Genomic DNA, 26,441 nt, shown 5'->3' with positions numbered 1-26,441 from the left:
TGTATGCACGGAGACAGCGGAGACACACGCAACGCACCGCACACGGGGAACGCGCGGGACGCGCGGGACGCAGGCACCGAGGGGACGACGGCCCGAGCCCCGGGCGCCGTGTGCGTGATCGGCCTCGGTTACGTCGGGCTCACCCTCGCCGTCACCCTCGCCGCCCAGGGACGCGCGGTCGTCGGAGTGGAACGCGACCGGGCGATCCGCGAGCAACTGGCCCGCAGACAGCCCCACATCCACGAGGCCGGCCTGGACCTCGCGGGCGCCGTGGACAGCGGCCGGTTCACCGTGACCGGCGATGTGCCGTCGGGCCGAACGGTCGACACGTACATCGTGTGTGTCGGCACACCCGTGGACGAGTCCGGCCGCCCCGACCTGACCCAGGTGGAAGGCGCCGTCCGGGCAGTGGCCGAACAGGCGGCCGACGGGTGCCTGGTGATCCTGCGCTCCACCGTGCCGGTGGGCACCTCCCGCAGGCTGCTCGGCGAACTCCGCTCCCGCCGGGACATCGAGCTGGCCTTCTGCCCGGAGCGCACCGTCCAGGGCATCGCCGCGCAGGAGTTGCGCAGCCTGCCGCAGATCGTCGGCGCCGGCAGCCGGCGTGCGGGGGAGCGGGCCGCCGCCCTGTTCCGCACACTCACACCGGACATCGTCGAGGTGTCCGACCTGGAGACGGCGGAGATCGCCAAGCTGGCCTGCAACGCCTACCGCTACACGGTCTTCGCCTTCGCCAACGAGATCGCCCGGCTCTGCGAAAGCGTGGGCGTGAGTTCCCGCGAGGTGCGCCAGGCCGCCGTGGCCGGGTACAGCCGAGCGGCGATGCCCGGTGCGGGGCCGGTGGGCGGGGCCTGCCTCCCCAAGGACACGGCGATACTCTCCCGGGCCTTCGCGGACCACGGTTCACCGGCCTCCGCGCTTCTCGACGGCGTCGCCGGAGCCCACCGTGCGACTCCGGTCCGGGTCGCCGACCGGGTGACCGACCGCATGGCGCGCCTGACCGGTTCCGTCCCCCCGGTCGTGGCCCTGCTCGGCGTCGCCTTCAAGGGCCACCCGGAGACCGATGACGAACGGTCCTCGCCGGCGGTCGAGATCGTGGCCCGGCTGCGGGAGCGCTACGGAGACATGACCGTGCGCTCGCACGACCCGCTGGTGCCCCTCGTCAGACAGCAGGCCCTCGGGTACCGGCCGTGCGCAGAGGCCAAGGACGCCGTCGACGGCGCCAACCTGGTCATCCTCGGAACCGATCACGCGTCGTACGCGGAACTCGAACTGCACTGGGTCACCGACAGGATGGCGAGTCCGGGCCTCGTGTACGACGCCTGGGGCCTGCACACCCGGCACGCCGCCTCGCTGGGCGGCGGGGTGGAGTACCTCGCCTTCGGCGAAGGGCGGTTGGCGTGGACGGCGTGACGGGGGCGAGCGGGCGGAAGCAAGCGGACGAGCAGGGACGGCCGGCGGTGCGGCGGACGGGGGACGGCGTGAAGGTGCTGGTGACGGGTGCGGCCGGTTTTCTCGGCGGGTACATCGCCGAGGAGCTCATCGACCGCGGGTACACGGTCGTCGGCCTGGACAACCTCTCCAAGTACCGACAGCCGGCCCGCGGGCTGCCCGAGCACGAGCGCTTCACGAGCGTGGTGGGCGACGCCGCGGACAAGGACCTGCTGTACGAACTCAGCGAGGGATGCGCGCACTTCATCGCGGGCGCCGCCCTGATCGGCGGCGTGCGGTACATGAAGGACCTCGCCTACGACATCCTGTCCACCAACAACAGGCTGGCCGGCGCGGCAGCCGAGGTGGGCGTCAGCCGCCACCGCGAGGGGCTCCGCAAGGTCACCTACGTCAGCTCCTCGATGGTGTACGAGCGCCACCCGGGCGTCGGTTTCCGTGAGGGGGACGAACGGGAGACCGCCCCTCCGGCCACCGCGTACGGCTTCCAGAAGCTGGCGGTCGAGTACTACGCCCGCGCCGCCTGGTCCCAGTACGGACTGCCGTACACCATCGTCCGCCCCTTCAACTGCGTGGGCGCCGGTGAACGGCACGCCCCCCACACCAGTACCTCCTCCGAGGAGCAGCAGCGCCTGGTACGCGGGCACGTCATCCCCGACTTCGTGGAACGCGCGCTGCGCCGCGAGAACCCGTTCCGTGTCCTCGGCGACGGCCGGCAGTTCCGCACGTTCACCCATGCCCGGGACCTGGCGCGCGGCGTCGTCCTGGCCATGGAGTCCGAGGCCGCGTGGAACGAGGATTTCAACCTCTCGGGCAACCAGGGCTGCACGATCTCCGAACTGGCCCGGCTCGTCTGGGACCGGGTCAACCCCGGTGTGCCGTTCTCGATCCGTCACGAGCCGGCCTTCCCGGACGACGTACGCGTCCGCAGGCCCGACACGCGCAAGGCCGCCGAGGTGCTCGGCTTCGTGGCCGACACACCGATCGAGGCCATGGTGGACGAGGTCGTCGCCTGGGTGCGCGAGACCGGACTCGCGGCGGCGGCCTGATGATCGAGTCGGTCAACCTGGCCGGGGAGTTCTACGTGCACGACGGGTACGCGGGCATCTCCGAGTACATCGTCGTCGGCCTGAGCAGGCTCGGGATCCGGGTCAACCTGATCCCGTTCAAACTGGAGCCGGCCGGCCTCTCCCCGGAGATGCTCGACATCGTGGCCGCCGCCGGGCCGTTCGTGCCCGGCCCGCTGGTGTTCAACTCGTGGGTCCGCCCGGAACTCGACCGTTTCGCCGGGCGTCCGCACCTGGTGCACACCATGTGGGAGTCGAGCAGGCTGCCCGCGAGCTGGATCGGTCCGTTGAACCGGGCGCGGGCCCTGATGGTGCCGACCCGGTTCGTGGCCCGCATGTTCCGGGACAGCGGGATCACCGTGCCCGTCGAGGTCACCCCGGACGGCGTCGACGCCGATGTGTACCCGTACGTCACGCGGCCCGAGCGGGAGGGGATCACCACGCTCGTGGTCGGCACCGTGGTACCGCGCAAGCATGTCTCCGAGGCCGTCGCGGCCTGGAACCTGGCCTTCGCGGACGACCCCGCCGCACGGCTGGTGATCAAGGCCCGGTTCGGTGCCGAGGGGCGCGCGGGCCTGACCTCGCGGGACGCCCGGGTCACCATCGTGGACGAGAACGAGCCGACCCGCGGCATCCTGCACTGGTACGAGCAGGCGGACGTGCTGCTCGCGCTCGGCAGTGAGGGTTTCGGTCTGCCCCTGGTCGAGGGCATGGCCACCGGCCTGCCCGTCATCGCGCTGTCCTCCGAGGGACAGGGCGACGTCTGCGCGGACGCGGGCGACCTCGTGCTGCCGGTTGCCCCGTCCCGCTGGGAGGGCGTGTACGAGTCGCACCTGGGCCACTGCGGGGTGCGCGGCGTCCCGGACGTGGCCGAGGTCGCCCGGCACCTGCGCTGGGTCGCCGACCACCGCGACGAGGCGCGGGCACTCGGGCGGGCCGCCTCCGCCTGGGCGCACAAGGAGCGCGACATCTGGCAGAAGCCGAAGGCGATGCTGGACGTCATCGAGCAGTACTCGGACTGAGGACCCTCACGCATGGTCACGCGGGGACTCGTGACCATGCCCGGTACACGCACGCGCAGCGGCCATCAATCCACGAGGTATCGCGAGGTGCACATCTGTGACTACCCAAACGGCAACCGCCACCTGGAGCGTTGCTCTCATGATCGAGAGCCAGATCATACGTATCGGCATGGAGGGGATACTGCGGGATCTGGCCTGCGTGGGGCGTGTCGAGACGTACGAACCCGGCTGCCTGGACGTCCTGCTGGACGCCCCGCCGGACATCCTCATCATCACCTTCGACGAGTGGCGCGTACTGGCCGAGAGCACCGAAGGCACGCACACCCGCCTTCCCCACCTGCTCGTCCTCGGCGACGAGCCCTATGAGTGGTCGGGTGAACTGTTCGCCGCGCTTCCCGTGGACGGGTTCCTCTCCCTCCAGAAGCTCTCGGCGCAATCGGCCGGGGAATCCCTGTTGCGCACCGTCACCGGCCAGATGCCGATGCCGCCGGCGCTCGCCCGTCGCCTGCTGACCGCGAACAAGGTGCGCATCTCGGGTTCCGCGGTCCGTTCGGTGTCCTTGACCTCGCGTGAATCCGAGGCGCTCTCCCTGCTCGCCGACGGCCTGAGCAACAAACAGATCGCGCGCAAGCTCGGCATCTCCATCCACGGCGCCAAGCGCCTGGTCGGCTCGATCCTGCTCAAGCTGGGCGCGCCCAACCGGACCGGGGCCGTGGTCACCGCCCAGAAGGCCGGCCTGGTGTGATGGCCGCGGGCCACCGGCGTCCGGTGCCCGCCGTGGCCCGCGGCCGGCCCGGAGCGGTCAGGGGCCGGTGCCGTTGCGCGCGGTGTCGACCGTGCACATGCTCAGCCGGCTGAAGTCCGGGTCGTAGTCGGCCAGTACGACCCGGCGCCCCACCGCCCGCCAGGCAGGCAGCCCCCGCGCGAGCAGCGACCACGCCGCGGTGCACGGCCCGCCCCCGGGTGCCGTGACCACCTCGTCCGCCGGGTGGTCCGGCAGATGGGGCGTCAGGCCGGGCCCCGCGATCAGGGTCAGGGGCCGGCCGTCCGCGCGCAGGGAGGCCAGCGTGCCGCGGAGTCGCTCGCCGGCCCCGTCCGGTGCCACGCGGACGGCCGGGTGCGGCGTCAGCGAGGCGAGGTCGCCCTCGGTGCCCAGCACGAGAGCCACCACCGCGTTCCGGTCCGCTGCCAGCCGCCCCGGCACGGGGTCGGCGTGCGGCACGGCGGCCTGGTCCATCAGCAGCAGCAGCACGCTGCGCGCCCCGTCCTGCCGGACGCCGGTCGCCGCCATGCGCAGTGCCGTGAAGGCCGCGCCCGCGCCCTGGTCGGCCACCCCGTAGGCCAGGCCGATGTGCGACAGGGTGTGGGCGAGGTAGCACAACGGCCGGCCCGCCTCCGCGTCGGAGGTGACGGAGGCGAGCAGCGCGAGGTCGAACCGGTCGTGGTGCGGCAGCAACCGCGGCAGCATCCCTTCGGCCATGTCCCGGAAGGTGACCCGGGTCCCGTCGAAGTACCCCGGTCGCACGGTGCGGCCGTACGCCGCCATGAGATCGGAGAAGTAGATGCGGTCCTGCGGCTGGAAGCCGCCGCCGCCGTCGAACTCCTGGTACTCGACCCGGGCGAGTCCCAGGGCGGTCCGCTCCGTGCCCGGCCGTGCCCCGGCGCACTCCGGCGGTGTGGCGACGTACACCGGCTACGCCTCGAACTGCCGGGTCAGGTAGGCGACCAGGGTGCCCACCGTGTCGAAGTCACTGGGCTCCAGCGTCTCCGGGTCGAATTCGGTGTCGAGGTCGGTCTCCAGATTCATCAGCAGTTCCAGGACCATGGTCGAGTCGAAGTTGAGGTCGTCCAGGAACCGGGTCTCCGGTGAGATCGACCGGGGCTCGCGCGACACCATGCGCGCGACGGTCCCGATCACCGTGCTGGTCAGCTGAGGGGTCGAGGTGCTGACGTTCGAGGTCTCCATGGCTGCCCTTCTTCGGTGGTGTGCGGTGGCTTTCAGTGCTGGAGGACCATGGCGGAGAACGTGGCTCCCAACCCCACGGCCGTCATGATGGAGCGGTCGCCCGTCCGCAGGCGCCCCTGCGCGCGGGCCGACTGGAGGTTGATGAAGGCGTCGGCCCCGAAGCAGTGGCCGAGCGTCGCCAGGTTGTCGAGGAACAGCCGGCCGCTCCCCTGGATCCCGAGGTGGCGCAACACCCCGAGCCAGGACATCCGGTTGACGTTGTGCGGCAGCACCAGGGTGATGTCGTCCAGGGTCAGGCCGGCCGTCTCGACCGCGGCGAGCATCACCTCGGCGAGCGCCTTCGGGTAGATCTGGTTGAACCGGGCGCTGGTGGCCTCGTCCGACCACGGCGCGCTGTGGAACTCGCCCAGGGTGTGCGTGGCGTAGCCGAGCACGCGGTCGCGCCCGCCCTGCGGGGCGACCAGGATCGCCGCCGCGCCCTCGCCCATGACTCCGGTGTCGGCGATGACCTGGGCGGCGGAGGTGAACGTCTTCTCCCCGGCGAGGACGAGTGCGCGGGCGTCCGGGTCGCCGTCGTCGGCGAGCAACTGCCCGGCCAGTTGGACGGCGAGCAGGCTGGAGGCGCAGGCGTGCTGGGTGAGGGTGAACGCGGTGCTGTCCGCCAAGCCGAGTTCCTCGCACACCCTTTGGAGCGGATTGACCGGGTACGGGGCGGTCACCGGCATCGTGCGCGCGTGCAGCACGTAACGCACCCGGTGCTCCCGGCCGCGCAGCGCCAGTCCGGCCGCCGCCGCGACGAGTTGTTCCACGGGTCCTTCGTCGGGGTCGCACGGGACCTCCCCGAACCCGAAGTAGCGGATGTGCATGTCGATGCGCTTCTCGTTGAAGCCGTAGCGCCGCAGGTACTCGGAGACTCGGACGCGCCGGCTCGGGATGTGGCTCGACACGGCCTCAAGGGACACCAAGGCAACCTCCGATGGCGGCGAGTGGTCGAACGGCACGCTTGTCGCGGTCACCAATATCTCCGCCGACCCCACCGACTACGACCCTCCTTGGCGGGCCTTTTTCAGGTATGCCGATCCGGTTACCTCAAGGGGGCGACCATCGGGTGTTGGTGGGTCACCGGGGAATTCGGCAGAGTGAGCGCGCCCGGCGGCATCCCGGAATCGCGACCACCCGGAGAAGCGAACATGCATGCGATTGTCATGGCGGGCGGAAAGGGTTCCCGTCTCGGCGCGTTGACGCGAAACCTCCCGAAGCCCCTGATGAAGATGGGCGACGACTCGATCCTCGGCATCATCACCCAGCAGTTGCGCCGTGCCGGATTCGACCGGCTGACCTTCTGCGTGTCGCACTTCGGCGAACTCGTGGAACGCGACTTCGGCAACGGCGAGCGGTTCGGCGTGGCGATCGACTACTGCTGGGACCGCGTTCCGCTCGGCACCGCCGCACCCCTCCGCCTGGTGCCGGACTGGACGTCCCCCGCCCTGGTGATGAACGGCGACATTCTGACCTCGACCGACTTCGGCGACCTGTTCGCGGCCCACCAGCAGCACCGGCCGATCATGACGGTGGCCGTCCGCCGCACCCAGATCCCCGTCGCCTACGGGGTACTCGACCTGGACGAGGACGGCCGGGTGGCGCGCATACGGGAGAAGCCGCGCATCGACGTCGACTTCTCGTCGGGGATGTACGTGATCGACCCCGCGGTACGCGCGTACATCCCGGCCGGTCACCACATGGACATGCCCACCCTGATCGGCGCGGTCATCGACCGGGGCGAACGCGTGCGGGGGCACCGGGTCCTCGGATCGTGGCACGACATCGGAACCCTGGGCAGCTATCACACCGCCGCGCGCGCGTTCCTCGCCGACCCCGGCGGCTACGTCACGGCGGACCCGGACCCCGTCCAGAACGCGCGTCCCGCATGAGCCGCGTCCTCACGGTCTTCGGCGGCTCGGGGCAGGGCCGGACGTCAGGGGCCGAACGGATGGCCTGGCGCACCACGTCGGCCCTCGCGCGCCGCGGGCACCAGGTGGCCACGCTCACCGACGCGCCGCCCCCCGACGACCTGCGTACCGCGCACTGCCCGGTCTTCCGGTCCGTGGCGGAGCTGCTGTCCGCCCGCCCCTGGCCGCGCCCCGACGTGGTGCACGCCTACGACGTCGCGCTTCCCCGAGCCGTGGCCCAAGCCCATGAGCTGGCCCGTCGCTGGAACGCCTCGTTCGTCCTCACCCCGGCCTCCACGCCCGACGTGTGGCCCGACCGGGATCTGGGCGCGGCGCTGTGCCGCGAGGCCCGGGTCGTCTACACCCTGACGCAGGCGGAAACGGCCGCCCTGGAGGCCATGGGCGTGTCCGGCACCCGTGTGCGCGCCCTTCCGCAGGCGCCCGACCTGGTCGGCACCCCGGACCCGGACGCCTTCCGCACACGGCGCGAACTGTCCGGCGACCTCGTCCTGTTCCTCGGCCGGCGGATCGCCTCCAAGGGGTACCAGGTGCTCCTCGACGCCGCGCCACGGGTGTGGCAACACCTGCCGGACACCCTCTTCGTCTTCGCCGGCCCGGTCGGCGACGCCCAGGCGGCCCGAGCCTTCCGGGGCCCGCTCGACGCCCGTGTCGTCGACGTCGGCCTGCTGCCCGACCAGGAGAAACACGACGCGCTGGCCGCCTGCTCCGTGCTGTGCCTGCCCACCAGCGCCGACGTGTTCCCGCTCGTGTTCGCCGAGGCGTGGGCCTGCGGCAAGCCCGTGGTGACGGGCCGGTTCCCCGGTGTCGGCGAGGTGGTGCGCGACGGTGTGGACGGGATCGTGACCGATGCCCGCCCGGCGGCCGTCGCCGACGCGCTGCTGAGGCTGCTGACCGACGGCACCGCCCGCCGCACCCTCGGCACCGCCGGTCTGCGCCGTGTGCGGGCCGAGATGTCGTGGGACCAGGTCGTGCGCGCAGTGGAGCGCGGCTACCCGTCATCCGTCCCCTCTCCCTGACCAGCAACGGAGGAACCGACCCGTGACCACCGCAGACACACCAGCTCCCCACCGGGTCGACTTGGCCGACAACACGGTGAGCGCGCAGGAGATCGCAGCCGTCACCGACGTGCTCAGCTCAGGCTGGCTGTCCGCGGGACCGGTGACCCGGGACTTCGAGCGGCGGTTCGCAGCCGCCCTGGACGCTCCCGACGCCGTGGCCGTGAGCAGCGGCACCGCGGCACTGCACCTCGCCCTGTCGGCCCTCGGCATCGGACCGGGGGACGAGGTGATCGTCCCCTCGCTCACCTTCGTCGCCTCGGCCGCCATGGTCACGTTGCAGGGCGGTGTTCCCGTCTTCGCCGATGTGCTCTCGCCCGGCGAACCCACCCTCGCCCCGGACGACGTGGCCCGGCTGATGACCGAGCGGACCAAGGCCGTCGTGGTGATGCACTACGGCGGATACCCGGCCCGGACCCGGGAGATCACCGACCTCGCCCGTGCACACGGCGTCCCGGTCGTCGAGGACGCGGCCCACGCCCCCGTGGTCCGGACCCCGGACGGAGCGCTGGGCACCATCGGCGACATCGGCTGTTTCAGCTTCTTCGCCTCCAAGAACATGACGACGGGGGAGGGCGGCATGGTCGTGGCGCGGGACCCCGACGTCCTGGAACGGGTCCGGTCGGCGCGCGCCCACTGCCTGACCCGCTCCACCTGGGACCGTATGCGCACCGGGACCTCCGACTACGACGTACCGGGCCTCGGCCTCAACTACCGCCCCACCGAGATGGCCTCCGCCATCGGCCGGGTCCAGCTCGCCCGGCTCCCCGACGACCGCCGTATCCGCCGCGAACTGGCGCGCCGCTACCACGAGATGCTCCAGGGGGTGCCGGGACTGACCGTGCCGTTCGCCACGCACCAGGCGGACACGGCCCACCACCTCATGGCGGTCGTACTGCCGCCCGGGGTGCCGCGCCCCAAGGTGCAGGAGCTCCTCAAGGCGGCGGGGATCCAGACGTCCGTGCACTACCCGCCCACCCATCTGCTGTCGTACTACCGGGACGTCGTCGCCGGCCGCCGCGACCCGGCGACGCCCGAGCAACGGCTTCCGGTGACCGAGGCGCTGGCGGGCACCCTGCTGTCGCTGCCCTTGCACGCACGGATGACCGCCGACGACGTGGCGTACGTGGCGGGGCGGCTCACCGAGGCGGTGAAGCGATGAGAGCCGTGGTCTACAGGGGGCCGGGGAAGGTCGAGGTCCAGGACGTGCCGGTGCCCCGTCCGCTCGGTCCCCGCGACGCGGTCGTCCGCGTCACGCGCGCCGCCGTCTGCGGGACCGACCTGCACCCCTACCGCGGCGAGCTGCCCGGCTTCCCGGCGGGGACGGTGCTGGGCCACGAGTTCGCCGGACGCGTCCACGAAGCCGGTCCCGAGGTGCCGTTCGCGGTCGGCGAGAGGGTCTTCGCGTCCGACGTCATCGCGTGCGGGCGCTGCTCCGACTGCCTGCGCGGCCGGCACTACCAGTGCGGTGCCGGATCCCTGTTCGGGTATGCGGACGTGGCCGGCCCCTCGGTGGACGGCGGGCAGGCGCAGTACGTCCGCGTGCCCTTCGCCGACGTCGTGCTCGCCCACACCCCGGACTCGGTGACCGACGAGCAGGCACTGTTCGTCGGTGACGTCCTCACCACCGCGTACGCCGGCGTCCGCGCGGCCCGGTGCGAGCCGGGTGACGTGCTGGGCGTCGTGGGGGCGGGGCCCGTCGGGGTGCTCGCCGCACGGTGCGGCGCCCTGGCCGGGGCCGCGGAGGTCGTCGTCGCCGAGCCCGACGCGCGACGACGTGAGCAGGCCGCCGAGTTCGGCGTGCGTGCCGTCGCCCCCGCGGACTTCGCCGCGGCGCTGCGCGCGGCCACCGGCGGTCGCGGCGCCGACGCGGTGATCGAGGCCGTCGGCAGTGATACCGCGCTGGCCTGCGCGCTGGACGCCACGGGCCCGTGCGGCACCGTCGTCGCGCTGGGCGCCCACCACTCGACGGCGATGCCCTTCCCCACCGGGCAGGCCTTCGCCCGCGAGCTGTCGGTACGCTTCACCGTGGGCAACCCGATCGCCCTGCGCGACCGGGTGCTCGGGGTGATCCGCGCGGGCGTCGACCCCGGCGGCATCGTCACCCACCGCCTCCCGCTGGAGGCAGCCGCCGAGGCGTACCGGCTCTTCGACCGGCACCGGGCCTTCAAAGTGGTGCTGGAGTGCGCCTCCTGAACGGCCCGGTGGACTCTGTCCACGGACGGCGGGGGCCGTCTGCCGCCGGGACACCTCCCGGCGGCAGACGGCCCCCGCCCCGCCGCCTCAGCCGCTCCCGAACCTCTTGTACGCGACGCCCTCGGCGTCCTGGAGCGCCGGGGCCAGTACCCCCCACACGTCGAAGACCAGGGCCGGCGCGCGCATACCGGCCCTGATCGCGTCGATGCCGATCCGCTCCGCGTAGCGGGGATGATCCACGAGGAGCACCAGCGCGTCCGCGCCGTCCAGTCCCTCGGGGACACCGACCGGTTCGAACCCGAGCCCCGCGGTCCTCTCCTCGCTGACGACGAAGTCGTGGCCGGTCAGGGCGCCGACCCGGCCGCGCAGGGCCCGGGCGATCTCGACCGCCGCCGTTCCCCGTACGTCGTCGGTCTCGGGCCGGCCCTTGTACGCCATGCCGCAGACGAAGACCTTGGCCTCCTTCGGCGGTCGGCCCTTCTCGGCCAGGGCCTTCAACACGTGATCGGCGACGAACTGCGGCACACGCTCGTTGACGGCACGGGCGGCCCGCACCATCGGCGGGTGGTACCCGGCCGCCTGCGCGCCGTGGATCAGCAGGTAGGGGTCCTTGGTGAGACAACTTCCCCCCACGGTCCCGGGCCGGGACAGGTCGGGGCGGGGATAGCGCAGGTTCGCCGCGGCGACTACCTCGTTGCCGTCGACACCGAGGGCGTCGGCCATCAGGGCGATCTCGTTCCCGAAACCGTAGATGAGGTCGGTGTGCGCGTTGCACACCAGCTTCACCATCTCCGCCGGCTCAAGGGCCGAGACGACCACCCGGTCCGCGGAGACGAGGGCGAACAACTCTTCCGCGCGGGCCGCGGAACGCTCGTCGACGCCGCCGATCACCTGGGGCAGCGAGGAGAGCTCTTCGAGCGCCCGGCCCTGGATCGTCCGCTCCGGGCAGAAGGCCAGGAGCGGTCGGCGCACCCGCTCGCGCAAACGCGGGAGGACGTGCTGCCGGCAGGTGCCCACCGGCACCGTGCTGCGCACGACCACCAAGGTGTCCTCCGCGACATGGGCCACGGTGTGTTCGACGGCCGCCTCCAGATGGCGCAGGTCGGGGCGTTTGGTCTCCGGGTCGACGGCGGTGCCCACGCAGATGACGACGGCGTCCGGGCCGCCGTCGGGGAGGGCGTCGACCACCCTGAAACGGTCCTCCGGCAGCGTGCGGAGCAGTTCGGCCACTCCCGGCTCGAACAGCGGGGGCTGTTTCGCGGCGAGCGCCGTGCGTACCCGCGGGTTCGTCTCGACGCCCACGACCCGCGCCCCGGCACGGGCCAGGGACACCGCCAGTGTCAGTCCGACGTATCCCAGTCCGATGACGGCGACAAGGGGGGTGTCCCGCCGCGCGCTTGAGTCACTCATGGTCTTGGTCCTCGCTCCCGCTGGGCTCGGTTGTCCGGCCCTGTGCGGCCGGTACGGACGTGGTGGGGCCGGTGGCTGCGTCGGTCGCGGTGCCGGCGGTCGCGGCGCGCACGCGGCGGCGGTCGACCTTGCCCATCGAGGTACGCGGCAGCCGGTCCACGACGTGGAAACGGTGCGGGACCTCGTAGGGCAGCAGCCCGCGCGTACGGCAGAACCGGGCGAGGTCCGCGACCGTCGTCCCCGGGTCGGGTACGACCACCGCCTCCATGTGTTCCTCCGCCCCCGGCGCGGCCACTCCGTGGACGTAGACCTCCCGTACGGCGGGGTGTTCGGCGAGGATCCGCTCGATGCGCCGGGGGTTGACCTTCCTGCCCCCGACGTTGACGAAGGTGCTCTTGCGTCCGATCAGGAAGACGCGTCCATCGGCGTCGATCCTCGCCACGTCGCCGGTCCGGTAGAAGCCGTCCTCGGTGAGCGGGGGGCCTCCCGGTTCCGCCGCATAGCCCGACAGGAGCGTCGGCGTCCGCACCAGGAGCTCACCCTCACCGCCGGGCGGCTCGACGCGCAGGCCGACCCCGGGCGCGGCCACGCCCACGGCGTTCGCGGGCCAGGCCTCGGTGTGGCCGGGCTGGACGGCGATGAGTCCGGTCTCCGTGCTCCCGTAGATCTGCCGGACCGGCACTCCGAGGCCGCTCGCGGCCTCGGCCGCCACCGTCGGGGCGAGCGGTCCCCCCGAGGACAGCGCGACCCGGAGCGCCGGGGGCCGGTTCCGCGTCCGGAGCACACGGATCAGCAACTCGTAGACCAGCGGCGTGCCCAGCAGCACCGTGGCACCCGCGTCGAGCCCCTCCAGCAGCGGCCGGAGCCCGAACCGGGGCAGCGCCCAGAGGCCGGCTCCCGACACCAGGGAGGCCATCAGCCCCCCGACGAGGCCGAAGGAGTGGGCCGCCGGCACAGCCGTGAGCAGGGTGTCCCCGGGGCCGAGCCGCAGGACGTCCCCGTAGGTGCGGGCACCCCGCAGCACATGGCGCAACGGCTGCCGTACGACCCGTGGTTCGCCGGTCGAACCGGACGTCATCTGGAGGATCTCGCCGTCCCGGCCGGCGGCCAGGCGCCGGAACTCGCCACGGCACTCCTCGTAGGTGAGGTACGTGCTCGGGTCGGGCACGTCCGGCGCCGTGGCCGGGGGCCCCACCACGGTCGACGGTGCGAGCCGGCGCAGCGCCGATCCCGGGTCGGCGAGGTAGGAACTCTCCTCCTCGATCAGCAGGAGGTCCGCCCCCGTCAGGGCGAGTCCGACGACGGTCACGATGCTCTCGGCGCTGCCGTCCACCCGTACGACGACCGGTGACCGGTCCGCCGAGATCCGGCCGCCCGCGGCGACGGACAGCACGTCGGCGCAGAACTCGGCCCGGGTGAGCGTCCGGTGCCGGCCGTTCGCCGTCGCCGTCCGCAGGGCGACCGCGTCCGGCGCCGCGTCCCGGTGCCGGCACAGGGCGGTGTACAGCTCACAGACGGCTGTCGGCGCGTGCGTCATGGGCGCGGTCCGTTGTGCGGATTCAAGGCTGGGTCTCTCCTTCGGTGAGGTCGACGAAGCGGTTTGCGGCGCTCGGGCCCGGATCGCCGCCCGCCGGGCCTGGCGCTGTGCCGAGGTGGCACGCGAGGTCCGAGGGGCGCAACCGCCTTCGGCGCACGGCGTACGGTTCGGGGCCGGCCATCGCGACCGCGGCCCGGTATCCGGCCGGGGCGTCGAGGTCGCGTACCAGCCAGGGCGCGGGCAGCCGTCCGGTGGGGTCGTCGACGAGCCGTACGTCGCCGTCCCCCGCGACCGGCAGGCCGAGTCCCAGCGCGAGACGGGCGCCCGCCGCCTTCACGCACGCCTCCTTCCGGGTCCACAACCGGAGGCTGGTGTCCCGTCGCCGCCCCGGCGCGGCCGAGGCCACCAGCGCGCTCTCGTACGGCGGGAAGTAGCGGGCGGCGAGTGCTTCGGCCGCGCCGCCGGGACGTCCCCCCTCGATGTCGACGCCCACGTCCCGGCCACCGCCGGTGACCGCGAGGAGCACCGCGCCGCCCGAGTGCGTGAGGCTGAACCGCAGCCCGCCGCCGTCCACCAGCTCCGGCTTGCCCCACCTTCCGGCGCGCAGCCCCAAGCGGGCCGGAGCCGTTCCCCGGTACCTGCCGAGGATCACGCGCACGGCGCCGTGCACGGCGACGAACGACCGCGCACGGCGCGGGTCGGGGAGGCCGGAGCAGCGCCTGCGCGCCGCCGCGTCCAGGACGGTGGCGAGCCGGGCGGCGACCTCCGGCGGTGCGTCCGGGGCGATGGTCCAGATGTGCACTTCGCGGGCGGAAGGCGGGCGCTCGCGGACGGCGAGGAGGTCACCGTCATCCCACATCCGCTGCCCGCCTCACCCGGTCACCGGGCTGCCGGCGAGTGTCCCGAGTCGCCGCGCCAGTTCCCGGTCCAGTGCCTCGGCCCGGCTCGGCGAGCCGGCCACCACGACGGCGTACAGACGCCCCTCGAAGGTCTCTCCCGCCGCGGACCTGCCGGCCGGCTCGCCCGCGTTGACCGTGGCGAAGCAGTTGATCAGCACGCCGCCGTCGCTCCCGTCCACGAGCAGGAGGCCGTCCAGGAGGGTGCGCAACTCACCGAACGGCAGCCTGCGCCGAAGCCGTACCGGATAGCGCTTGGCGAGAGCGGTCTGGTCCGCGTCGAAGAACATCGCCCTGAGCCGTTCCTGGTACGTGGACATGTTGTTGCGCGCGTTGATCTCCAGCACGGGGTACAGCCGGTCGTCCTCGGTGATCAGGCCGTCGACGCCGACGACGCCGAAGTAGCCGTCGGCGGCCAGGGCCCCGCCCAGCGCGTGTGCCGCCTCGCGGACTCCGTCCGACTGGGCCCCGGTCAGCCGGACCGGCATCCGGTGGCCCTGGTGGGCGCCGCCCTCGGTCAGGGCCTCCTTGACGAAGTCGTACCGCACGGAGCCGTCGCGTCCGACGGTGAACTGGTAGTTGAGATCGGTGCGTTTGGGCAGCCACTCCTCCATGACCAGTGCGAGGCGCCGGTTGCCGGAGCGCTGCGCGCGCCGCGCGATCAGGCGCCGCACCTGGCGGAGCCTGGCCTCGTCCCGCACCACGAGGAGGCCCTTCCCGGAGACCCCGTAGGCGTCCTTGAGCACCACGGGACGGCCGGCACCGAGCCAGGAGGCGGCCCGTTCGCACGCGGCGTCGAACTCGTCCGCGTCCCGGCAGACCATCCCGGCCGGCTGGGGTATCCCGAGGCGGTCCGCGGTGAGACGGCTGTAGATCTTGCTGTTGACGCGCTTGCAGACAGCGGCCGTCGGACCGGCCGCCCGCAGCCCGCAGCCGACGGTCAGCCGCTCCTCGTCCTCGGAGATGCCGTGGGCCCACAGATGGGCGCGGACCGCGGCGAGGCCGCGCAGGGTGTCGAGCAGGTCCGGGTCTGCCAGCGCGTCCTGCGTGACGGTGCGCACCGGGTCCTGCGCGCGGGGCGTCAGCACGGTGGGGACGGCCAGGCCGAGGTCGTGCAGGTAGGCCAGGAACTCCGGGTCGGGTGCCGCCTTGAGCAGGACGTAGTCGCCCGCTCCGGCGAGCGACAGGGCCAGCTCGTCCATGTGGTTGACGATGGCGCGGCTGCCGTTCATGGCCATGTGGGGCAGGCCGGGCTCCGAGGCGCCCCAGTGCTCCTCCACCTCGAAGTTCCCGACCAGGACGAGCGGCCGGTCGGGCGCTCCGGTGAGCGCGGTCCGCAGCCCGGCAAGAACGGGGTCGGACAGTGTCCGCACGGGAACCACTCCTTTCACTCACGTGCTCGCTTCAGGTGCGGACGGGGAGGTCCGCACGGTGGGCAGCCGGTCGCCCCGGGTCACCCGGCCGTCGCCGGGCGGTCCACGACGCACCAGTCCTTGGCGCCGACGCTCACCGGCACGCGTACGTGCTGCCGGCCCGCGCGCCAGACCAGGTCCACTCGGGCGGGAGCGGTGCCATGGTTGATGACGACGGCGCGTCGCGGGCGGTCCGTGCCGTCAGGAACGATCTCGACGTCCGGATCGGCGCAGTCGACGTCCGCGGGGATCCCGGCCAGCTCGGCCACGCGCCGGTAGAGGTGTTCGGCGTTGCCGGAGGTGAGCCGGCCCGGCCGGTCGAGCTGGCGCTCGAACGGCGCCGCGCAGAACAGCACCCGGCCCTCGCCCACCTCGTTCAGGACGAGTGCCGGTGTGCCGTCACCGAAGCGCCCCAGGCACGTCCCCGTCGTCGTGCGGACGGTGACGGCGGGCGCCCGGCCGGCATCCCAGTCGACCGGCCACGCGTCCGCCCCCCAGCGGAAGCCGGTCTTCCCGTCCGGCAGGAGGGAGAAGTCCACGAGTCGTGCTCCGGCGATGTCCTCGCCGGGGAAGCCGTGCAACCGGTCACCCATCGAGCAGAAGAGGAACCCGCCCGAGTCGAGATGGCGGCGCAGCCGTTCCAGGTCCGTCATCGTCAGCATGGTGGCCGACGGACACACCACCAGGCGGTAGCCGTCGAGGTCGCCGCTGACGATGTCGGCGTCGAGGTGGGCGCGCTTGAGCAGCAGATGCGCGTAGAACGTCGCCAGGGTGCCCGGCTCGGGGTCCAGGTAGGAAGCGCCGCCCGCACGGGTGCGCTCCGGCACGTAGAGCGCGATCCTCGCCCGGCCGCGGCGTACGTCGCTCAGCTCCCGCGCCGCCCCGGCCACCTTCCGCAGCGCGGTGAGCGCCGGCTTGGCCGTGCCGTCCAGGTGGCGCAGCCCGACGAACCGCTCCGAGGGGTGGCGCGAGTAGGGCTCGACGACGGACGCGATGTCCTGCCAGCACCAGGCGAGCACGCCCGCCGCCCCGTTCGCCAGGCTGGAGGCCGCGGCAGCTCGCAGGTAGTGCGCGGCCACCTCCTCGTCGACGCCGTAAGCGCCCAGCTCGTCGACGAACGGCACACCGTACGCGGCGGCGAAGCGCACGAGGAAGGGGGCGAGGGACGTCGCCTTGTACGCGGCGGTCGACTCGATCGAGCCGGGTGACCAGGTCGGGAACCCGTGTACCGAGATCATGTCGAGGGCGGCCGAGTTGGCGGGCCCGAACACCGACTGGCCGAGCACACCGGAGACGTCGTTCGCCTGTGTCACCAGCACGCCCGGCAGTTCCCGGCGGAGCACGGCCGCCAGTCGGTGGTGCCAGGCGGCGACGTCCGCCGCGGACGGCGCCGGATCCGGTGACACGTTGCCGATCTCGTCGCCGAGGTCGATGGCCAGCAGGGCGGTGGTACCGCGCAGTTCGCGTCCGACCGCGGCGGCGAACTCCTCCTGCCGGGTGAGCATGTCCGCGTCCAGGAACAGGCTCCGGCCGCGCCGCCAGGCGGGATCGAGGAGCTGGCCGTTCATCCAGATCGTGAACAGCGAAACGACACAGGCGAGCCCCGCGCTCGCGGCACACTCCACGGTGTGCCGCAGCCTGGCCAGTGCCTCGGGCAGCAAGCGGCCGGGCTCGGGTTCGAAGTCGCGCCAGAACACGAAGAACCGGACGGCCGAGAAGCCCGCGTCGGCGATCTCCCTCAAGTCCCGCTCGATCGCGGCGGGATCCCAGTCGGTCCAGATGCGGCAGCCCGCTCCCGACGGGTGGTAGTCCACCCCCACCGCGACGAACCGCTCCCCGTCGCGCCACAGCCGGCCGTCCCGCACGGTGAACCCGGTCACCGGCGGCCTTCCGCGGGCGTCCGGTGTGCGGCGTACCACGCGTGGGTGAGCCGGAGCCCTTCGTCCAAGGGGACCTTCGGCCGGTATCCGGTCGCCTCCCGGAGCACCGTCAGGTCCGGCAGGCGGCGCTGGGGGGAGCCGGAGGGCGCGTCGAAGACCCGCATCGCGGGGGAGTAGCCGCACAGTGCCACGACACGGTCGGCCAGGCGGCGGATCTCGATCTCCTCCTCGTCGTTGCCGATGTTCGCGACGACCGCCTCGTCCGTGCCCAGCCGCATCAGGGCGACGGTCGCCTCCACGGCGTCGTCGATGTAGCAGAACGCCCGGGTCTGCGTCGCGCCGTACAGGGGGAAGGGGTCCAGCCGGCCGAGGCCGCGCTCGATGAACTCGGGGATGACGTGCTCGTACCCCATGCGGGGGCCGTAGATGTTGTGGTAGCGCCCGACCCTGACCCGGAACTCGTGTGCGCACTGCCGGAAGAGCACCTCCGCCACCAGTTTGCTCAACGCGTACGAGGCACGCGGCCGAGCCGGGGCGGCCAGCGCGAAGGGTCCGTCCTCCGACGTGGGGAAGTCCACCAGCCCCAACGCGGCGGCTCCGTCGGCGACTTCGCTGGTGGAGCTGAGGAACACGGCGCCCGGCTGCCGACGGCGGCACCAGTCGAGGACGTGCAGCGCCGCGCGCAGGTTCACGTTGAGCACCTGGGCGGGGTACTGGGTGGCACGTGCCACGCCGACGACACCGGCGAGGTGATAGACGCCGTCGAACGACCCGGACAGCAGGTCGTCAGGGAGCGGACGGGACAGATCGTGCTCCACGACCGTCACGTGCCGCTGGAGGGCGAGCAGTTCGTCGTCCCGCCGCCCTCGGGAGAAGTCATCGAGCAGGACCACCTCGGCGCCCTGCGTGAGCAGGCGCCGCGCGAGATGCAGTCCCACGAATCCGGCACCACCAGTGATCAGTACGCGTTCGGTCATGGCCCGGCCTCCGGTCGTCGGTTGATGCTCCCTGGACAAACTCCTGGCACACGGGGGCCGTCAGCGGCTGTGCCGGGGTGTGCGCGCGGCGGCGAGGCCCGGGGACCGACGGCACCGGCTACGGCGGACGGACACCGCCGCGCGCACCAGTGCGTGCGTCCGGCCGTCCGCGCGGAGCCCCGCTCGACCGCTCCGCACGGCGCGCGGAAGCAGGTGACCGGGTGGGACGTGCCAGGTGCCCGCGGCCGTACGGTCCACGAGCCGGACGGGGCACGGTCCGGCGGGGTGGCGGACGCGCCGGTGCGGGCGTCGCTCCTGCCGGGCGTCGACGGCGGTCCCGACCAGGCCGGGACAGGCCCCCCGCGAGATCCCGAGGACCTCCGCCGTGTGGGCGTCGAGCAGCGACATGACCTCCCCTTCTCGTCCGGGCCCCCAGCTTTGGCGGGGCCCCGGCCGCCGGGCAAGGCACCACCGAGCGCGCCTAAGGGCATGACACAACGAGGAGTTCCCCCGGCCGGCCACGGCTGCCGACACTGGACGGGTGACGGTGACGATGACGACGGCCGGCAGCCGGATCGCGGGCTCGGGGCGGATACCGGTGGAGAATCCGGCGTTCGGCGAGGTCTTCGCCGACGCCCCGGCCTGCACCCCTGACGAAGTGGATGCCGTGGTCGGCGCGGCGGCGTCCGCCTGGCCGGCCTGGCGCGCGCTCAGCGAGGACACACGCCGCGGGCTGCTGCGCGACTGCGGCGCGGCGTTGAGCGCGCACGCCGCGGAGATCGCCGGGCTCCTGACCCGTGAGCAGGGCAAGCCCTTGAACGAGGCCACGGCGGAGGTGCGGTTGGCGTGCGACTGGTTCCGTCACACCGCGGCACTGACCCTCGGTCCGCCGGAGCGGGCCGCCGACGACGCTGGTGCCGACGTCGTCGTCGAACGGGTGCCGCGCGGTGTGGTGGCGGCGGTCGCCCCGTCGAACTTCCCGGTCATCCTGTCGGTGGTCAAGATCGCGCCCGCGCTGCTGGCCGGGAACACCGTCGTACTCAAGCCCTCACCGGTGTGCCCGCTGTCCACGCTGCGGATGGGGGAGGTCATCGGCCCCTGTCTGCCCGGCGGTGTCCTCAGCGTCATCTCCGGCGGCGCCGACGTGGGCGCGGCGCTCACCGGCCACCGGGACGTGCGCATGGTCTCGTTCACCGGCTCGGTGGGCTCCGGCCGCCGTATCGCGCGGACCGCGGCCGCGTCCTTCACCCACGTCGTGCTGGAACTCGGCGGCAACGACGCCTGCGTCGTGCTGCCGGACACCGACCTCGCCGCCGTGGCCGGGCAGATCTTCCGCCGGTCGATGGTGAACGCCGGACAGTTCTGCGCGGCGATCAAGCGGGTGTACGTGTCACGGCGGCAGCAGGGGCAGCTGGTCGAGGCGTTGGTGGCCGCCGCCGAAGCACTGACCATCGGCGACGGCTCGGTGCCCGGCACCGACCTGGGCCCGGTGGTCAGCCGGGAGCAGCGCGACCACGTCTCCGCGCTGGTCACCCAGGCACGGCAGGCAGGCGCCCGGGTCGTCACCGGCGGAACCCCGCTCGACCGGCCCGGCTACTTCTACGCACCCACCGTCCTGACGGACCTGCCGGCGGGCACGCGCCTCGAAGCTGACGAGCAGTTCGGTCCCGTCATCCCGGTGATCGCCTACGACGACGTGTCCGAGGCGGTCGCCCGCGCCAACGCCACGCCGTTCGGACTCGGTGGCTCGGTGTGGGGGGACGAGACCACGGCGTGCGAGGTCGCGGCCCTGCTCGACTGCGGGACCACCTGGGTCAACACCCACGGCGAACTGCGGCACGACGTCCCCTTCGGCGGAACACGATCGTCCGGCGTCGGCGTCGAGTACGGCCACTGGGGGCTGCTGGAGTACACACGGCTGCGGGTCCGGCACGTGGAGCGGCAGCGAGGGTCAGCGCGGGCCCGGTCGTGTCAGCCATGACAAGCAATCCGTGTACTGCGCGACGGCGATGCCGGAGAGGGGCTCGGATCTTTGTGAGTGACACAGAGAAGGACGTTGTTTCCGTCGTCTCCGAGGAAATGGGTGCGCTTCTCTCCTGCCGCCCGCTCGGACCGTTCGACGACTTCTTCCGTGAGGGCGGCGACTCGTTGCGCGCCGTGGAACTGATCACGCGACTGACGGAGCGGTACCGGCCCAGCGGCGCCGGCGAGGCCGATCAGCTCGGTTCGGAGCTGCTGACCGTGGTGTTCGAGGACGCCACCCCCACCGGGCTGGCCGCGACCATCACGCGCGAGCTCGGCGCCGCGTGACCAGGACAAGCCGTCGCCAACCGGATGACGACCGGATGCGGACGAAGGGGTTTCACATGTCAGAGGGCCTGACGGTGCAGGGCGTGGCCTTCACGGAGTTGGCCGAGACCTTCGGGACGCCCCTGTACGTCTACGACTCCCGGGTGCTCACCGACCACTTCACAGCGGTCCGGGGAATCCTGCCCGAGGAGGCGGAGGTCTTCTTCTCCCTGAAGGCCAACCCCAACATCTCGGTCTGCGCCGTCTTCGCGTCCGCCGGCGCGGGCGCCGAGGTCTCCTCGCTCACGGAACTCCACACCGCACGCCGGGCCGGAATCCCACCCGAGAAGATCATCTTCCTCGGGCCCGGCAAGAGCTCCGAGGAACTGGACGCCTGCGTCGAAGCGGGGATCTGCGCCATCGTCTGCGAGTCCTTCGGCGAGCTGGAGGCGATCGACGAGCTGGCCCGCCGCAGGAACACCACGGTGGACGTGGCCCTGCGCGTCAACCCCTCCTTCACGGTGAAGGGTTCGAAGCTGACGATGGGCGGCCGTCCGCGCCAGTTCGGCCTCGACGAGGCGCAACTCCTGGACCATCCGGACCTCGCCGCCAAGTACCCGGGTGTACGGCTGATGGGCGTCCACGTCTACATGGGCACCCGCATCCTGAGCGAGGAGGTCGTCGCCGAGAACACCGCGCGCATCCTGGAACTGGCCGACCGGATCGCGTCCGCTCTGGGCTTCCCCCTGGAGATCGTGGACATCGGCGGCGGCCTGGGCGTCGGCTACTTCGACAACGAACGCGACCTGGACCTGACCACACTCGACCTCGCGCCCCTCATCAACCGCTTCCGGGCCGCTCACACCGGCACCCGGGTCATCATGGAACTCGGCCGCTACCTCACCGCCCTGGCGGGGACCTACATGGCACGGGTCCGCTACACCAAGACCTCCATGGGGGAGAACTTCGCCGTCACCGACGGTGGCACCCACCACCACATGGCGGCGGTGGGCATCGGATCGTTCGTCAAACGGAACTTCCCCACGCGGCTGCTGAACCGCGCGGCTCCCGCTCCCACCGAACGCTGGCAGATCACCGGCCCGCTGTGCACGCCCAACGACCTGCTGGGCAAGAACGTGGAACTGCCCGCCCTGCGCCCCGGGGACCTCATAGGCATCCTGCGTTCCGGCGCGTACGGGCCCACCGCCTCGCCCACCCTGTTCCTCAGCCACGGCTGTCCTGCCGAGGTCCTGGTCCACGAGGGCGTCCCGTACCTGGTCCGCGACCGCGACCGTCCACAGGACCTGCTGGCCCGCCAGCACCTGCATCCGGCCTTCGCCCCCCGGTGACGGGACAGGGGCACAGGACGGGCAGACCCCGAGTCACCCGGGCAGGACCGCCGCCGGGCCGGTGCCGCCCGTCAGTAGCTTCCGGTGCAGTCGACGTTGTGGGAGCCCCGGGCCTTCCACGTACCGCACGCCCAGGCCTTCACGTTCTTGTCGCTGACCATGACGCTGTAGAAGTGGCCGCTGCCGTACGTCGTGTACTGCTTCCCCCGGCTGTTCTTGATCACGATCTTGGAGCCGGACGGGGCGCTGATCCTGAAGCGGCCCCAGGCGGCCCGGCACGAGGGGCTGTAGCGCAGCTCCATGGCCGTGACCGGACCGGTGCCCTCGGCCACGGTGCGGGCGTCGTCCGCGCAGGTCGTCTTGCCGGGGTTCAGGCCGTTGCAGGAGGAACCGAGGCAATGGGTCGCGGCGGAGGCGGAGGGCGCGGCGACCAGGCCGCCGGCCAGCAGCGCTCCGGTGCCGAGGAGGACGGTTGCGAGGTGTTTCATGGGATGCCTTTCCACGTCGGATCGGGGGTCAGGAGCCGGCGGCGGGGCCGCCGCCGTGGTGGGTAATGTCCCGGTGACCGCCTGCGCGGGCGGGTGGAGCCCGGGGCGGGAGAGGCGGTGCCCGGCCGGTATCCGGGGCAGGCCGGGCACCTCGGGAAGGCATCAGTAGTACGTGATGTCCCAGTGGTTGGCCCAGTTCTCGTCGGCGTAGTCGATGACCGTCCTGCCGCCGGAGGTGACGCGCCACACCCAGGCGCCGTCACCGCGCTTGTGGTGCTTCCTGGAGTGCGCGTGGATGTAGTCGGTGACGCACGAGGTGCGGGCCACATCGACCTTGTAGCCGTTCCAGTGGCTGTACGTACCCCCCGCGTGGCCGACCTCGGTGCCGCCGGTGATGACGATCCGGCAGCCGCTCTTCCGCTTCAGCGCGATGACCCCGTCGACAGTGCGGGCCCGGATGTCCTGGAGGCTGGTGCAGTTCTTGTTGTGGCGGTTGGTGCAGTTGCCCGAGGAAGAACGGGTGATGCCCGCCGCCCTCAGCCGTGCCGCGGCCTGCGCGTCACTGAGCTTGCCGCCGCCACCGGCGCCGCCTCCGCCCCTCACCAGGGCGGCCCAGGTCTGGACGTCGACGACGCCGTTGGCGGTGAGGTGCTTCGCCCGCTGGAATGCCTTCACCTTCGCGGCGGTACCTGAACCGAACACCCCGTCGACAGTGACGGAGTAGCCGTTGTCGGTGAGCTGGCGCTGCACGGCCTTCACGCCCGCGCCCCTGGAACCGGACTTCACCGTCATGACCAGCTTGGTCCAGGTGTGGGGTCCGACGATGCCGTCGGCGGTGAGGTGCTTCGCCCGCTGGAAGGCCTTGACCTTCGCGGCGGTACCCGAACCGAAGATCCCGTCGGCGGTGAGCGTGTAGCCCCGCGCGGTCAGCAGCAGTTGGACCGTGGCCACGTCCACGCCGCGCTGGCCGGACTTGACCGTCGGCCAGGACGCCCGCACGGCGGTGTCGGCGGTGGAGCCCGCACGCGCGGCGCCGGGCAAGGCCGTCGCCGCGGCAGTGGTGACGTCGGCCGCCGTGATGCCGGCGGCCAGGGCCGTGGCGAGGAGCACGGACGCGGCCAGGCTCCGGCGGGGCCTCGGAGTGGTGGTGAGCATGATTTCGATTCCTTTCCCATGGATTTCCGCTGACTGGATTTCGGCCGACTGGATTTCCGGCTGCTGCGCATCGCAGCCCGTAGGGCCCGACGACTCCGTCAGCGGAAGGACCGCTGCGGCAGAACCGGTCGAATTGCTTCAGGTCTTCGAACAGCCGTCCGCCGCGCAATTGAGCGTGACGGGTGCCGCGGAGAAGACGACAGCCCTGCGGGTGCGCGTCGGAACACGCATGGATCAGGTCCCCTTTCACGGCGGACGTCAGCACGGCGTCTGCGGCGATCTGCGCCGGAAACGAGCATGGCGTCGGCATGGCCGCACCACCAGCGCATGGGGCACCCAGCGGCGTCCCGGGATTTCTCAGGCCGGTCACCTGCGGATTCGCCCGACGCTGCGAAGTCCCGGGACAGCCCTTCGGCTTCTCGCCGGTGACCGAGGAGCGCTCGGCCCCCGCCCCGGCGCGCCGGGCCCGCCGCTGACCGGAATCCGTCCGCGCGCAAATGTGCACTTACGGAAGCCCTCGCACCAGCGCCGGCACTGGCCATACTCGGCAGGAGCGGCACCGCGGGAAGGAGCAGGGTGAGGTGGAAAGCACTGCCCCCGTCATTGGACGACAACGGGCGGCGGTTCGTCAGCACGCTGCGGCAGTTGAAGGACCACAGCGGGCTGACGCTGAAAGCCCTCCAGGCGAAAACCTATTTCAGTGCCTCGTCATGGGCCCGATATCTCAACGGCACGGCCTTTCCTCCCGCGGCGGCGGTCGAGGCGCTGGCCCGGATCGCCGACGAGGATGCCGGTCCCTTGCTGGCGTTGCGCGACGCCGCGGAAAAGACGTGGAAGACGGCTGAGGACGGCACTTCTGCCGTCGGGCACCAGCCGGAACGGGCGAAGAACGGCCCGGTCACCGGCGGCCCGCGGATGCGCGTCGCGGCATTGTCCCTGACCGTGGGAACGGTCCTCTTCTCCGCCGTGGTCTCCGTGGCGCTGGTCCTCGACACCCACCGCCCGGCGCCCGGTTCCGCAGGGGGGTCCGGCTCCGGTGCCGGAAAGTACGAGTGCCACTACACACGGCGCGGCGATCTGCTGTTCGGCGGGAACAGCACCACGTCGTCCCGTCGGGTGATGCTCAACAGCACCGGTCCGGACGCCGCGGAGGTGCAGTGCCTGCTGCTCCGCCACAAGCTGTCCCCGGGCGATGTCGACGGGTACTTCGGGCCCCGCACACAGACCCAGGTCGAACGGCTGCAAGGGCAGGGGCACATACCCGCCGACGGCGTCGTGGGAGAGGAGACCTGGCGCCTGCTGCGGCATGCGCGGTGATCACTGACCGGAAAGCCGGAACGGGGGTTTCGACGATGAAGAAGTACGCGAAGGGAACACGCCCGCGCCCGCTGCCCCCCACTCTGCCGGAGGCCTGCGCGAGCCTGGTCGAGGGGCTGCGGGAACTGAAGGACCGCAGCGGACTGACGCTGGCGGAACTGGCCGAGTTGACCGCCATCAGCAAATCCTCCTGGGAGCGCTACCTCAACGGCAAGCAGTTCCCGCCCCGGCACGCCGTCGAGGCCCTCCGCCTGGCAGTGCGGTCGTCCGACGCCGGCATCCTGGAACGGTGGGCGCGCGCCGAAGCGGTCTGGAGCGGACGTGACCTGGACATCACCGCGCCGGGAGAGGTCTTCCCCGCCTCCGCCGGGTACGTGTCGAGCAAGGCCGCGCTCCGAGCACCGGGCCCCGTTCCGGAGCCGGTAGCGCGGCAGACGCCCGGACCCGTACACGCCCTCTTGCTGGCCGCCTCCGAAAGGATCGGCGCACACCCCGTCGTCACGGTGATCGGCGTGCTCCTCGCTTCAGCCATGATGATCGTTCCGGCCGCGCTCTACCACACGTCCCACAACGCCGCCCCGGCATCCACGGCGCCCCTCCCGCCGATCTGCCGGCTGACGTCGTGTGCCGGCCGTGACCCCAGGACCACCGCGTGCGAGGACCCGAAGACCCTGGCGTCCTACACCGCGACGGACGGGACCCGCCTCGAACTGCGCCTCAGCCCCCGGTGCCAGGCAGGCTGGATCCGTGCCCGGCCCACCCACGACGGCTTCCGCATCGAGATCAGTTCTCCGGGCCAGCGCTCCCGCAGCAACACGGCGACGCGGCACTCCACCGTCGAGGACCTCGTCACCACACCCATGATCGCCGCCCCTCAGCCCTCCCGCCTCCGCGCCTGCTACTACGCGTCCGCCGACCGTTCCGGCAGAGAGTGCTTCAACCCCTAGATGAGTAAGTCCGAAACCTTCGGAGGCCATGAAGCGAGGGCCTCGTTGATCCGTTTGTG

25 protein-coding genes are annotated in these 26,441 nt (G+C 72.2%); 13 read left to right on the top strand and 12 right to left on the bottom strand.

All coding sequences use genetic code 11. The features are described from left to right. Positions 1 to 3: 3 nt before the first annotated feature. The 4 genes from IE294_RS32530 to IE294_RS32515 all read left to right on the top strand — a co-directional run bounded on the left by IE294_RS32530 (position 4) and on the right by IE294_RS32515 (position 4,283). Positions 4 to 1,413, top strand: a complete 1,410-nt coding sequence (locus IE294_RS32530; protein ID WP_229917490.1) for a nucleotide sugar dehydrogenase — start codon at positions 4 to 6, stop codon at positions 1,411 to 1,413. Continuing rightward, positions 1,401 to 2,498 carry an NAD-dependent epimerase/dehydratase family protein gene (locus IE294_RS32525; protein WP_229917488.1) on the top strand — a complete coding sequence of 366 codons (1,098 nt, stop codon included), beginning with the start codon at positions 1,401 to 1,403 and terminating at the stop codon, positions 2,496 to 2,498. Before IE294_RS32530 ends, IE294_RS32525 begins: the two co-directional genes overlap by 13 nt. Continuing rightward, positions 2,498 to 3,538, top strand: coding sequence for a glycosyltransferase family 4 protein (locus IE294_RS32520; RefSeq protein ID WP_189892051.1), 1,041 nt, complete (start codon positions 2,498 to 2,500; stop codon positions 3,536 to 3,538). Before IE294_RS32525 ends, IE294_RS32520 begins: the two co-directional genes overlap by 1 nt. Positions 3,539 to 3,677: 139 nt before the next feature. Then, the gene (locus tag IE294_RS32515) at positions 3,678 to 4,283 is read left to right on the top strand and encodes a response regulator transcription factor (RefSeq protein WP_189892049.1); all 606 of its coding nucleotides are present in this window, start codon (positions 3,678 to 3,680) and stop codon (positions 4,281 to 4,283) included. Positions 4,284 to 4,340: 57 nt separating this feature from the next. Here IE294_RS32515 and IE294_RS32510 read toward each other — a convergent pair whose 3' ends face one another. The 3 genes from IE294_RS32510 to IE294_RS32500 are packed head-to-tail and all read right to left on the bottom strand — an operon-like array spanning position 4,341 to position 6,466. Continuing rightward, a complete protein-coding gene (locus IE294_RS32510) occupies positions 4,341 to 5,228 on the bottom strand; it encodes a hypothetical protein (RefSeq protein WP_189892047.1) in 888 nt (295 codons plus the stop codon). Positions 5,229 to 5,231: 3 nt separating this feature from the next. Then, on the bottom strand, positions 5,232 to 5,504 hold the full coding sequence (locus tag IE294_RS32505) for an acyl carrier protein (protein WP_189818320.1): 273 nt from the start codon (positions 5,502 to 5,504) through the stop codon (positions 5,232 to 5,234). 32 nt (positions 5,505 to 5,536) lie between these two features. Then, positions 5,537 to 6,466 (bottom strand): 3-oxoacyl-[acyl-carrier-protein] synthase III C-terminal domain-containing protein, encoded by a 930-nt coding sequence (locus tag IE294_RS32500; protein ID WP_229917486.1) that lies wholly within the window; start codon positions 6,464 to 6,466, stop codon positions 5,537 to 5,539. Positions 6,467 to 6,694: 228 nt separating this feature from the next. On the opposite strand from IE294_RS32500, the gene IE294_RS32495 reads away from it, so the two are divergent. Genes IE294_RS32495 through IE294_RS32480 form a run of 4 tightly spaced genes read left to right on the top strand, consistent with a single transcriptional unit; the run spans position 6,695 to position 10,725 of the window. Then, the gene (locus IE294_RS32495; RefSeq protein ID WP_189892045.1) at positions 6,695 to 7,435 is read left to right on the top strand and encodes a sugar phosphate nucleotidyltransferase; all 741 of its coding nucleotides are present in this window, start codon (positions 6,695 to 6,697) and stop codon (positions 7,433 to 7,435) included. Continuing rightward, a complete protein-coding gene (locus IE294_RS32490) occupies positions 7,432 to 8,490 on the top strand; it encodes a glycosyltransferase family 4 protein (RefSeq protein WP_189892043.1) in 1,059 nt (352 codons plus the stop codon). The genes IE294_RS32495 and IE294_RS32490 overlap by 4 nt, the downstream gene beginning before the upstream one ends. 22 nt (positions 8,491 to 8,512) lie before the next feature. Further along, on the top strand, positions 8,513 to 9,691 hold the full coding sequence (locus IE294_RS32485; protein ID WP_189892041.1) for a DegT/DnrJ/EryC1/StrS family aminotransferase: 1,179 nt from the start codon (positions 8,513 to 8,515) through the stop codon (positions 9,689 to 9,691). Then, positions 9,688 to 10,725 carry an alcohol dehydrogenase catalytic domain-containing protein gene (locus IE294_RS32480; RefSeq protein ID WP_189892040.1) on the top strand — a complete coding sequence of 346 codons (1,038 nt, stop codon included), beginning with the start codon at positions 9,688 to 9,690 and terminating at the stop codon, positions 10,723 to 10,725. The genes IE294_RS32485 and IE294_RS32480 overlap by 4 nt, the downstream gene beginning before the upstream one ends. Positions 10,726 to 10,812: 87 nt before the next feature. Here the strand turns inward: IE294_RS32480 and IE294_RS32475 are convergent, their stop codons facing one another. The 7 genes from IE294_RS32475 to IE294_RS32445 all read right to left on the bottom strand — a co-directional run bounded on the left by IE294_RS32475 (position 10,813) and on the right by IE294_RS32445 (position 19,245). Continuing rightward, a complete protein-coding gene (locus tag IE294_RS32475) occupies positions 10,813 to 12,135 on the bottom strand; it encodes a nucleotide sugar dehydrogenase (RefSeq protein WP_189892038.1) in 1,323 nt (440 codons plus the stop codon). Next, entirely contained in the window at positions 12,128 to 13,672 is a 1,545-nt protein-coding gene (locus IE294_RS32470; RefSeq protein ID WP_189892036.1) for a class I adenylate-forming enzyme family protein, read from the bottom strand. Before IE294_RS32470 ends, IE294_RS32475 begins: the two co-directional genes overlap by 8 nt. A gap of 22 nt (positions 13,673 to 13,694) precedes the next feature. Continuing rightward, positions 13,695 to 14,531, bottom strand: a complete 837-nt coding sequence (locus IE294_RS32465; RefSeq protein ID WP_189892034.1) for a 4'-phosphopantetheinyl transferase family protein — start codon at positions 14,529 to 14,531, stop codon at positions 13,695 to 13,697. Positions 14,532 to 14,543: 12 nt separating this feature from the next. Then, entirely contained in the window at positions 14,544 to 15,941 is a 1,398-nt protein-coding gene (locus IE294_RS32460; RefSeq protein ID WP_229917484.1) for a preATP grasp domain-containing protein, read from the bottom strand. Between the two features lie 80 nt (positions 15,942 to 16,021). Next, complete coding sequence (locus tag IE294_RS32455; protein WP_189892032.1) at positions 16,022 to 17,860, bottom strand: beta-galactosidase trimerization domain-containing protein; 1,839 nt, start codon at positions 17,858 to 17,860, stop codon at positions 16,022 to 16,024. Then, positions 17,857 to 18,837, bottom strand: coding sequence for an NAD-dependent epimerase/dehydratase family protein (locus IE294_RS32450; RefSeq protein ID WP_189892031.1), 981 nt, complete (start codon positions 18,835 to 18,837; stop codon positions 17,857 to 17,859). Before IE294_RS32450 ends, IE294_RS32455 begins: the two co-directional genes overlap by 4 nt. Positions 18,838 to 18,897: 60 nt before the next feature. Then, positions 18,898 to 19,245, bottom strand: a complete 348-nt coding sequence (locus IE294_RS32445) for a hypothetical protein (RefSeq protein ID WP_189892029.1) — start codon at positions 19,243 to 19,245, stop codon at positions 18,898 to 18,900. A gap of 133 nt (positions 19,246 to 19,378) precedes the next feature. On the opposite strand from IE294_RS32445, the gene IE294_RS32440 reads away from it, so the two are divergent. The 3 genes from IE294_RS32440 to IE294_RS32430 are packed head-to-tail and all read left to right on the top strand — an operon-like array spanning position 19,379 to position 22,475. Further along, on the top strand, positions 19,379 to 20,818 hold the full coding sequence (locus IE294_RS32440; protein WP_229917483.1) for an aldehyde dehydrogenase family protein: 1,440 nt from the start codon (positions 19,379 to 19,381) through the stop codon (positions 20,816 to 20,818). Next, positions 20,815 to 21,147, top strand: coding sequence for an acyl carrier protein (locus IE294_RS32435; protein ID WP_189892027.1), 333 nt, complete (start codon positions 20,815 to 20,817; stop codon positions 21,145 to 21,147). The genes IE294_RS32440 and IE294_RS32435 overlap by 4 nt, the downstream gene beginning before the upstream one ends. Positions 21,148 to 21,203: 56 nt before the next feature. Beyond that, positions 21,204 to 22,475 carry a type III PLP-dependent enzyme gene (locus IE294_RS32430; protein ID WP_189892025.1) on the top strand — a complete coding sequence of 424 codons (1,272 nt, stop codon included), beginning with the start codon at positions 21,204 to 21,206 and terminating at the stop codon, positions 22,473 to 22,475. 71 nt (positions 22,476 to 22,546) lie between these two features. On the opposite strand, the gene IE294_RS32425 is transcribed toward IE294_RS32430, so the two are convergent. Continuing rightward, positions 22,547 to 22,963, bottom strand: a complete 417-nt coding sequence (locus tag IE294_RS32425) for a DUF2690 domain-containing protein (protein WP_189892023.1) — start codon at positions 22,961 to 22,963, stop codon at positions 22,547 to 22,549. Positions 22,964 to 23,125: 162 nt separating this feature from the next. After that, entirely contained in the window at positions 23,126 to 24,118 is a 993-nt protein-coding gene (locus IE294_RS32420; RefSeq protein ID WP_229917481.1) for a peptidoglycan-binding domain-containing protein, read from the bottom strand. 576 nt (positions 24,119 to 24,694) lie between these two features. On the opposite strand from IE294_RS32420, the gene IE294_RS32415 reads away from it, so the two are divergent. Both IE294_RS32415 and IE294_RS32410 read left to right on the top strand, forming a co-directional pair. After that, on the top strand, positions 24,695 to 25,435 hold the full coding sequence (locus IE294_RS32415; protein WP_189892021.1) for a peptidoglycan-binding protein: 741 nt from the start codon (positions 24,695 to 24,697) through the stop codon (positions 25,433 to 25,435). Positions 25,436 to 25,470: 35 nt separating this feature from the next. Continuing rightward, a complete protein-coding gene (locus tag IE294_RS32410) occupies positions 25,471 to 26,382 on the top strand; it encodes a helix-turn-helix domain-containing protein (protein ID WP_189892019.1) in 912 nt (303 codons plus the stop codon). Positions 26,383 to 26,441: the final 59 nt, after the last annotated feature.

Source organism: Streptomyces canarius (assembly GCF_014650735.1).
In the GTDB taxonomy this organism is placed as follows: domain Bacteria; phylum Actinomycetota; class Actinomycetes; order Streptomycetales; family Streptomycetaceae; genus Streptomyces; species Streptomyces olivaceoviridis.
The sequence above is the reverse complement of the archived record's forward strand: the minus strand, read 5'-3'. Positions and strand labels throughout refer to the sequence as shown.

What these genes read in the sequence shown, in the direction of transcription:
- IE294_RS32530 (WP_229917490.1), top strand. Translation starts at nt 4, where the DNA reads ATGCACGGAGACAGCGGAGACACACGCAACGCACCGCACACGGGGAAC.
- IE294_RS32520 (WP_189892051.1), top strand. Translation starts at nt 2,498, where the DNA reads ATGATCGAGTCGGTCAACCTGGCCGGGGAGTTCTACGTGCACGACGGG.
- IE294_RS32515 (WP_189892049.1), top strand. Translation starts at nt 3,678, where the DNA reads ATGATCGAGAGCCAGATCATACGTATCGGCATGGAGGGGATACTGCGG.
- IE294_RS32505 (WP_189818320.1), bottom strand. Translation starts at nt 5,504, where the DNA reads ATGGAGACCTCGAACGTCAGCACCTCGACCCCTCAGCTGACCAGCACG.
- IE294_RS32495 (WP_189892045.1), top strand. Translation starts at nt 6,695, where the DNA reads ATGCATGCGATTGTCATGGCGGGCGGAAAGGGTTCCCGTCTCGGCGCG.
- IE294_RS32490 (WP_189892043.1), top strand. Translation starts at nt 7,432, where the DNA reads ATGAGCCGCGTCCTCACGGTCTTCGGCGGCTCGGGGCAGGGCCGGACG.
- IE294_RS32480 (WP_189892040.1), top strand. Translation starts at nt 9,688, where the DNA reads ATGAGAGCCGTGGTCTACAGGGGGCCGGGGAAGGTCGAGGTCCAGGAC.
- IE294_RS32475 (WP_189892038.1), bottom strand. Translation starts at nt 12,135, where the DNA reads ATGAGTGACTCAAGCGCGCGGCGGGACACCCCCCTTGTCGCCGTCATC.
- IE294_RS32470 (WP_189892036.1), bottom strand. Translation starts at nt 13,672, where the DNA reads ATGACGCACGCGCCGACAGCCGTCTGTGAGCTGTACACCGCCCTGTGC.
- IE294_RS32465 (WP_189892034.1), bottom strand. Translation starts at nt 14,531, where the DNA reads ATGTGGGATGACGGTGACCTCCTCGCCGTCCGCGAGCGCCCGCCTTCC.
- IE294_RS32450 (WP_189892031.1), bottom strand. Translation starts at nt 18,837, where the DNA reads ATGACCGAACGCGTACTGATCACTGGTGGTGCCGGATTCGTGGGACTG.
- IE294_RS32445 (WP_189892029.1), bottom strand. Translation starts at nt 19,245, where the DNA reads ATGTCGCTGCTCGACGCCCACACGGCGGAGGTCCTCGGGATCTCGCGG.
- IE294_RS32435 (WP_189892027.1), top strand. Translation starts at nt 20,815, where the DNA reads ATGACAAGCAATCCGTGTACTGCGCGACGGCGATGCCGGAGAGGGGCT.
- IE294_RS32430 (WP_189892025.1), top strand. Translation starts at nt 21,204, where the DNA reads ATGTCAGAGGGCCTGACGGTGCAGGGCGTGGCCTTCACGGAGTTGGCC.
- IE294_RS32425 (WP_189892023.1), bottom strand. Translation starts at nt 22,963, where the DNA reads ATGAAACACCTCGCAACCGTCCTCCTCGGCACCGGAGCGCTGCTGGCC.
- IE294_RS32420 (WP_229917481.1), bottom strand. Translation starts at nt 24,118, where the DNA reads ATGCTCACCACCACTCCGAGGCCCCGCCGGAGCCTGGCCGCGTCCGTG.
- IE294_RS32410 (WP_189892019.1), top strand. Translation starts at nt 25,471, where the DNA reads ATGAAGAAGTACGCGAAGGGAACACGCCCGCGCCCGCTGCCCCCCACT.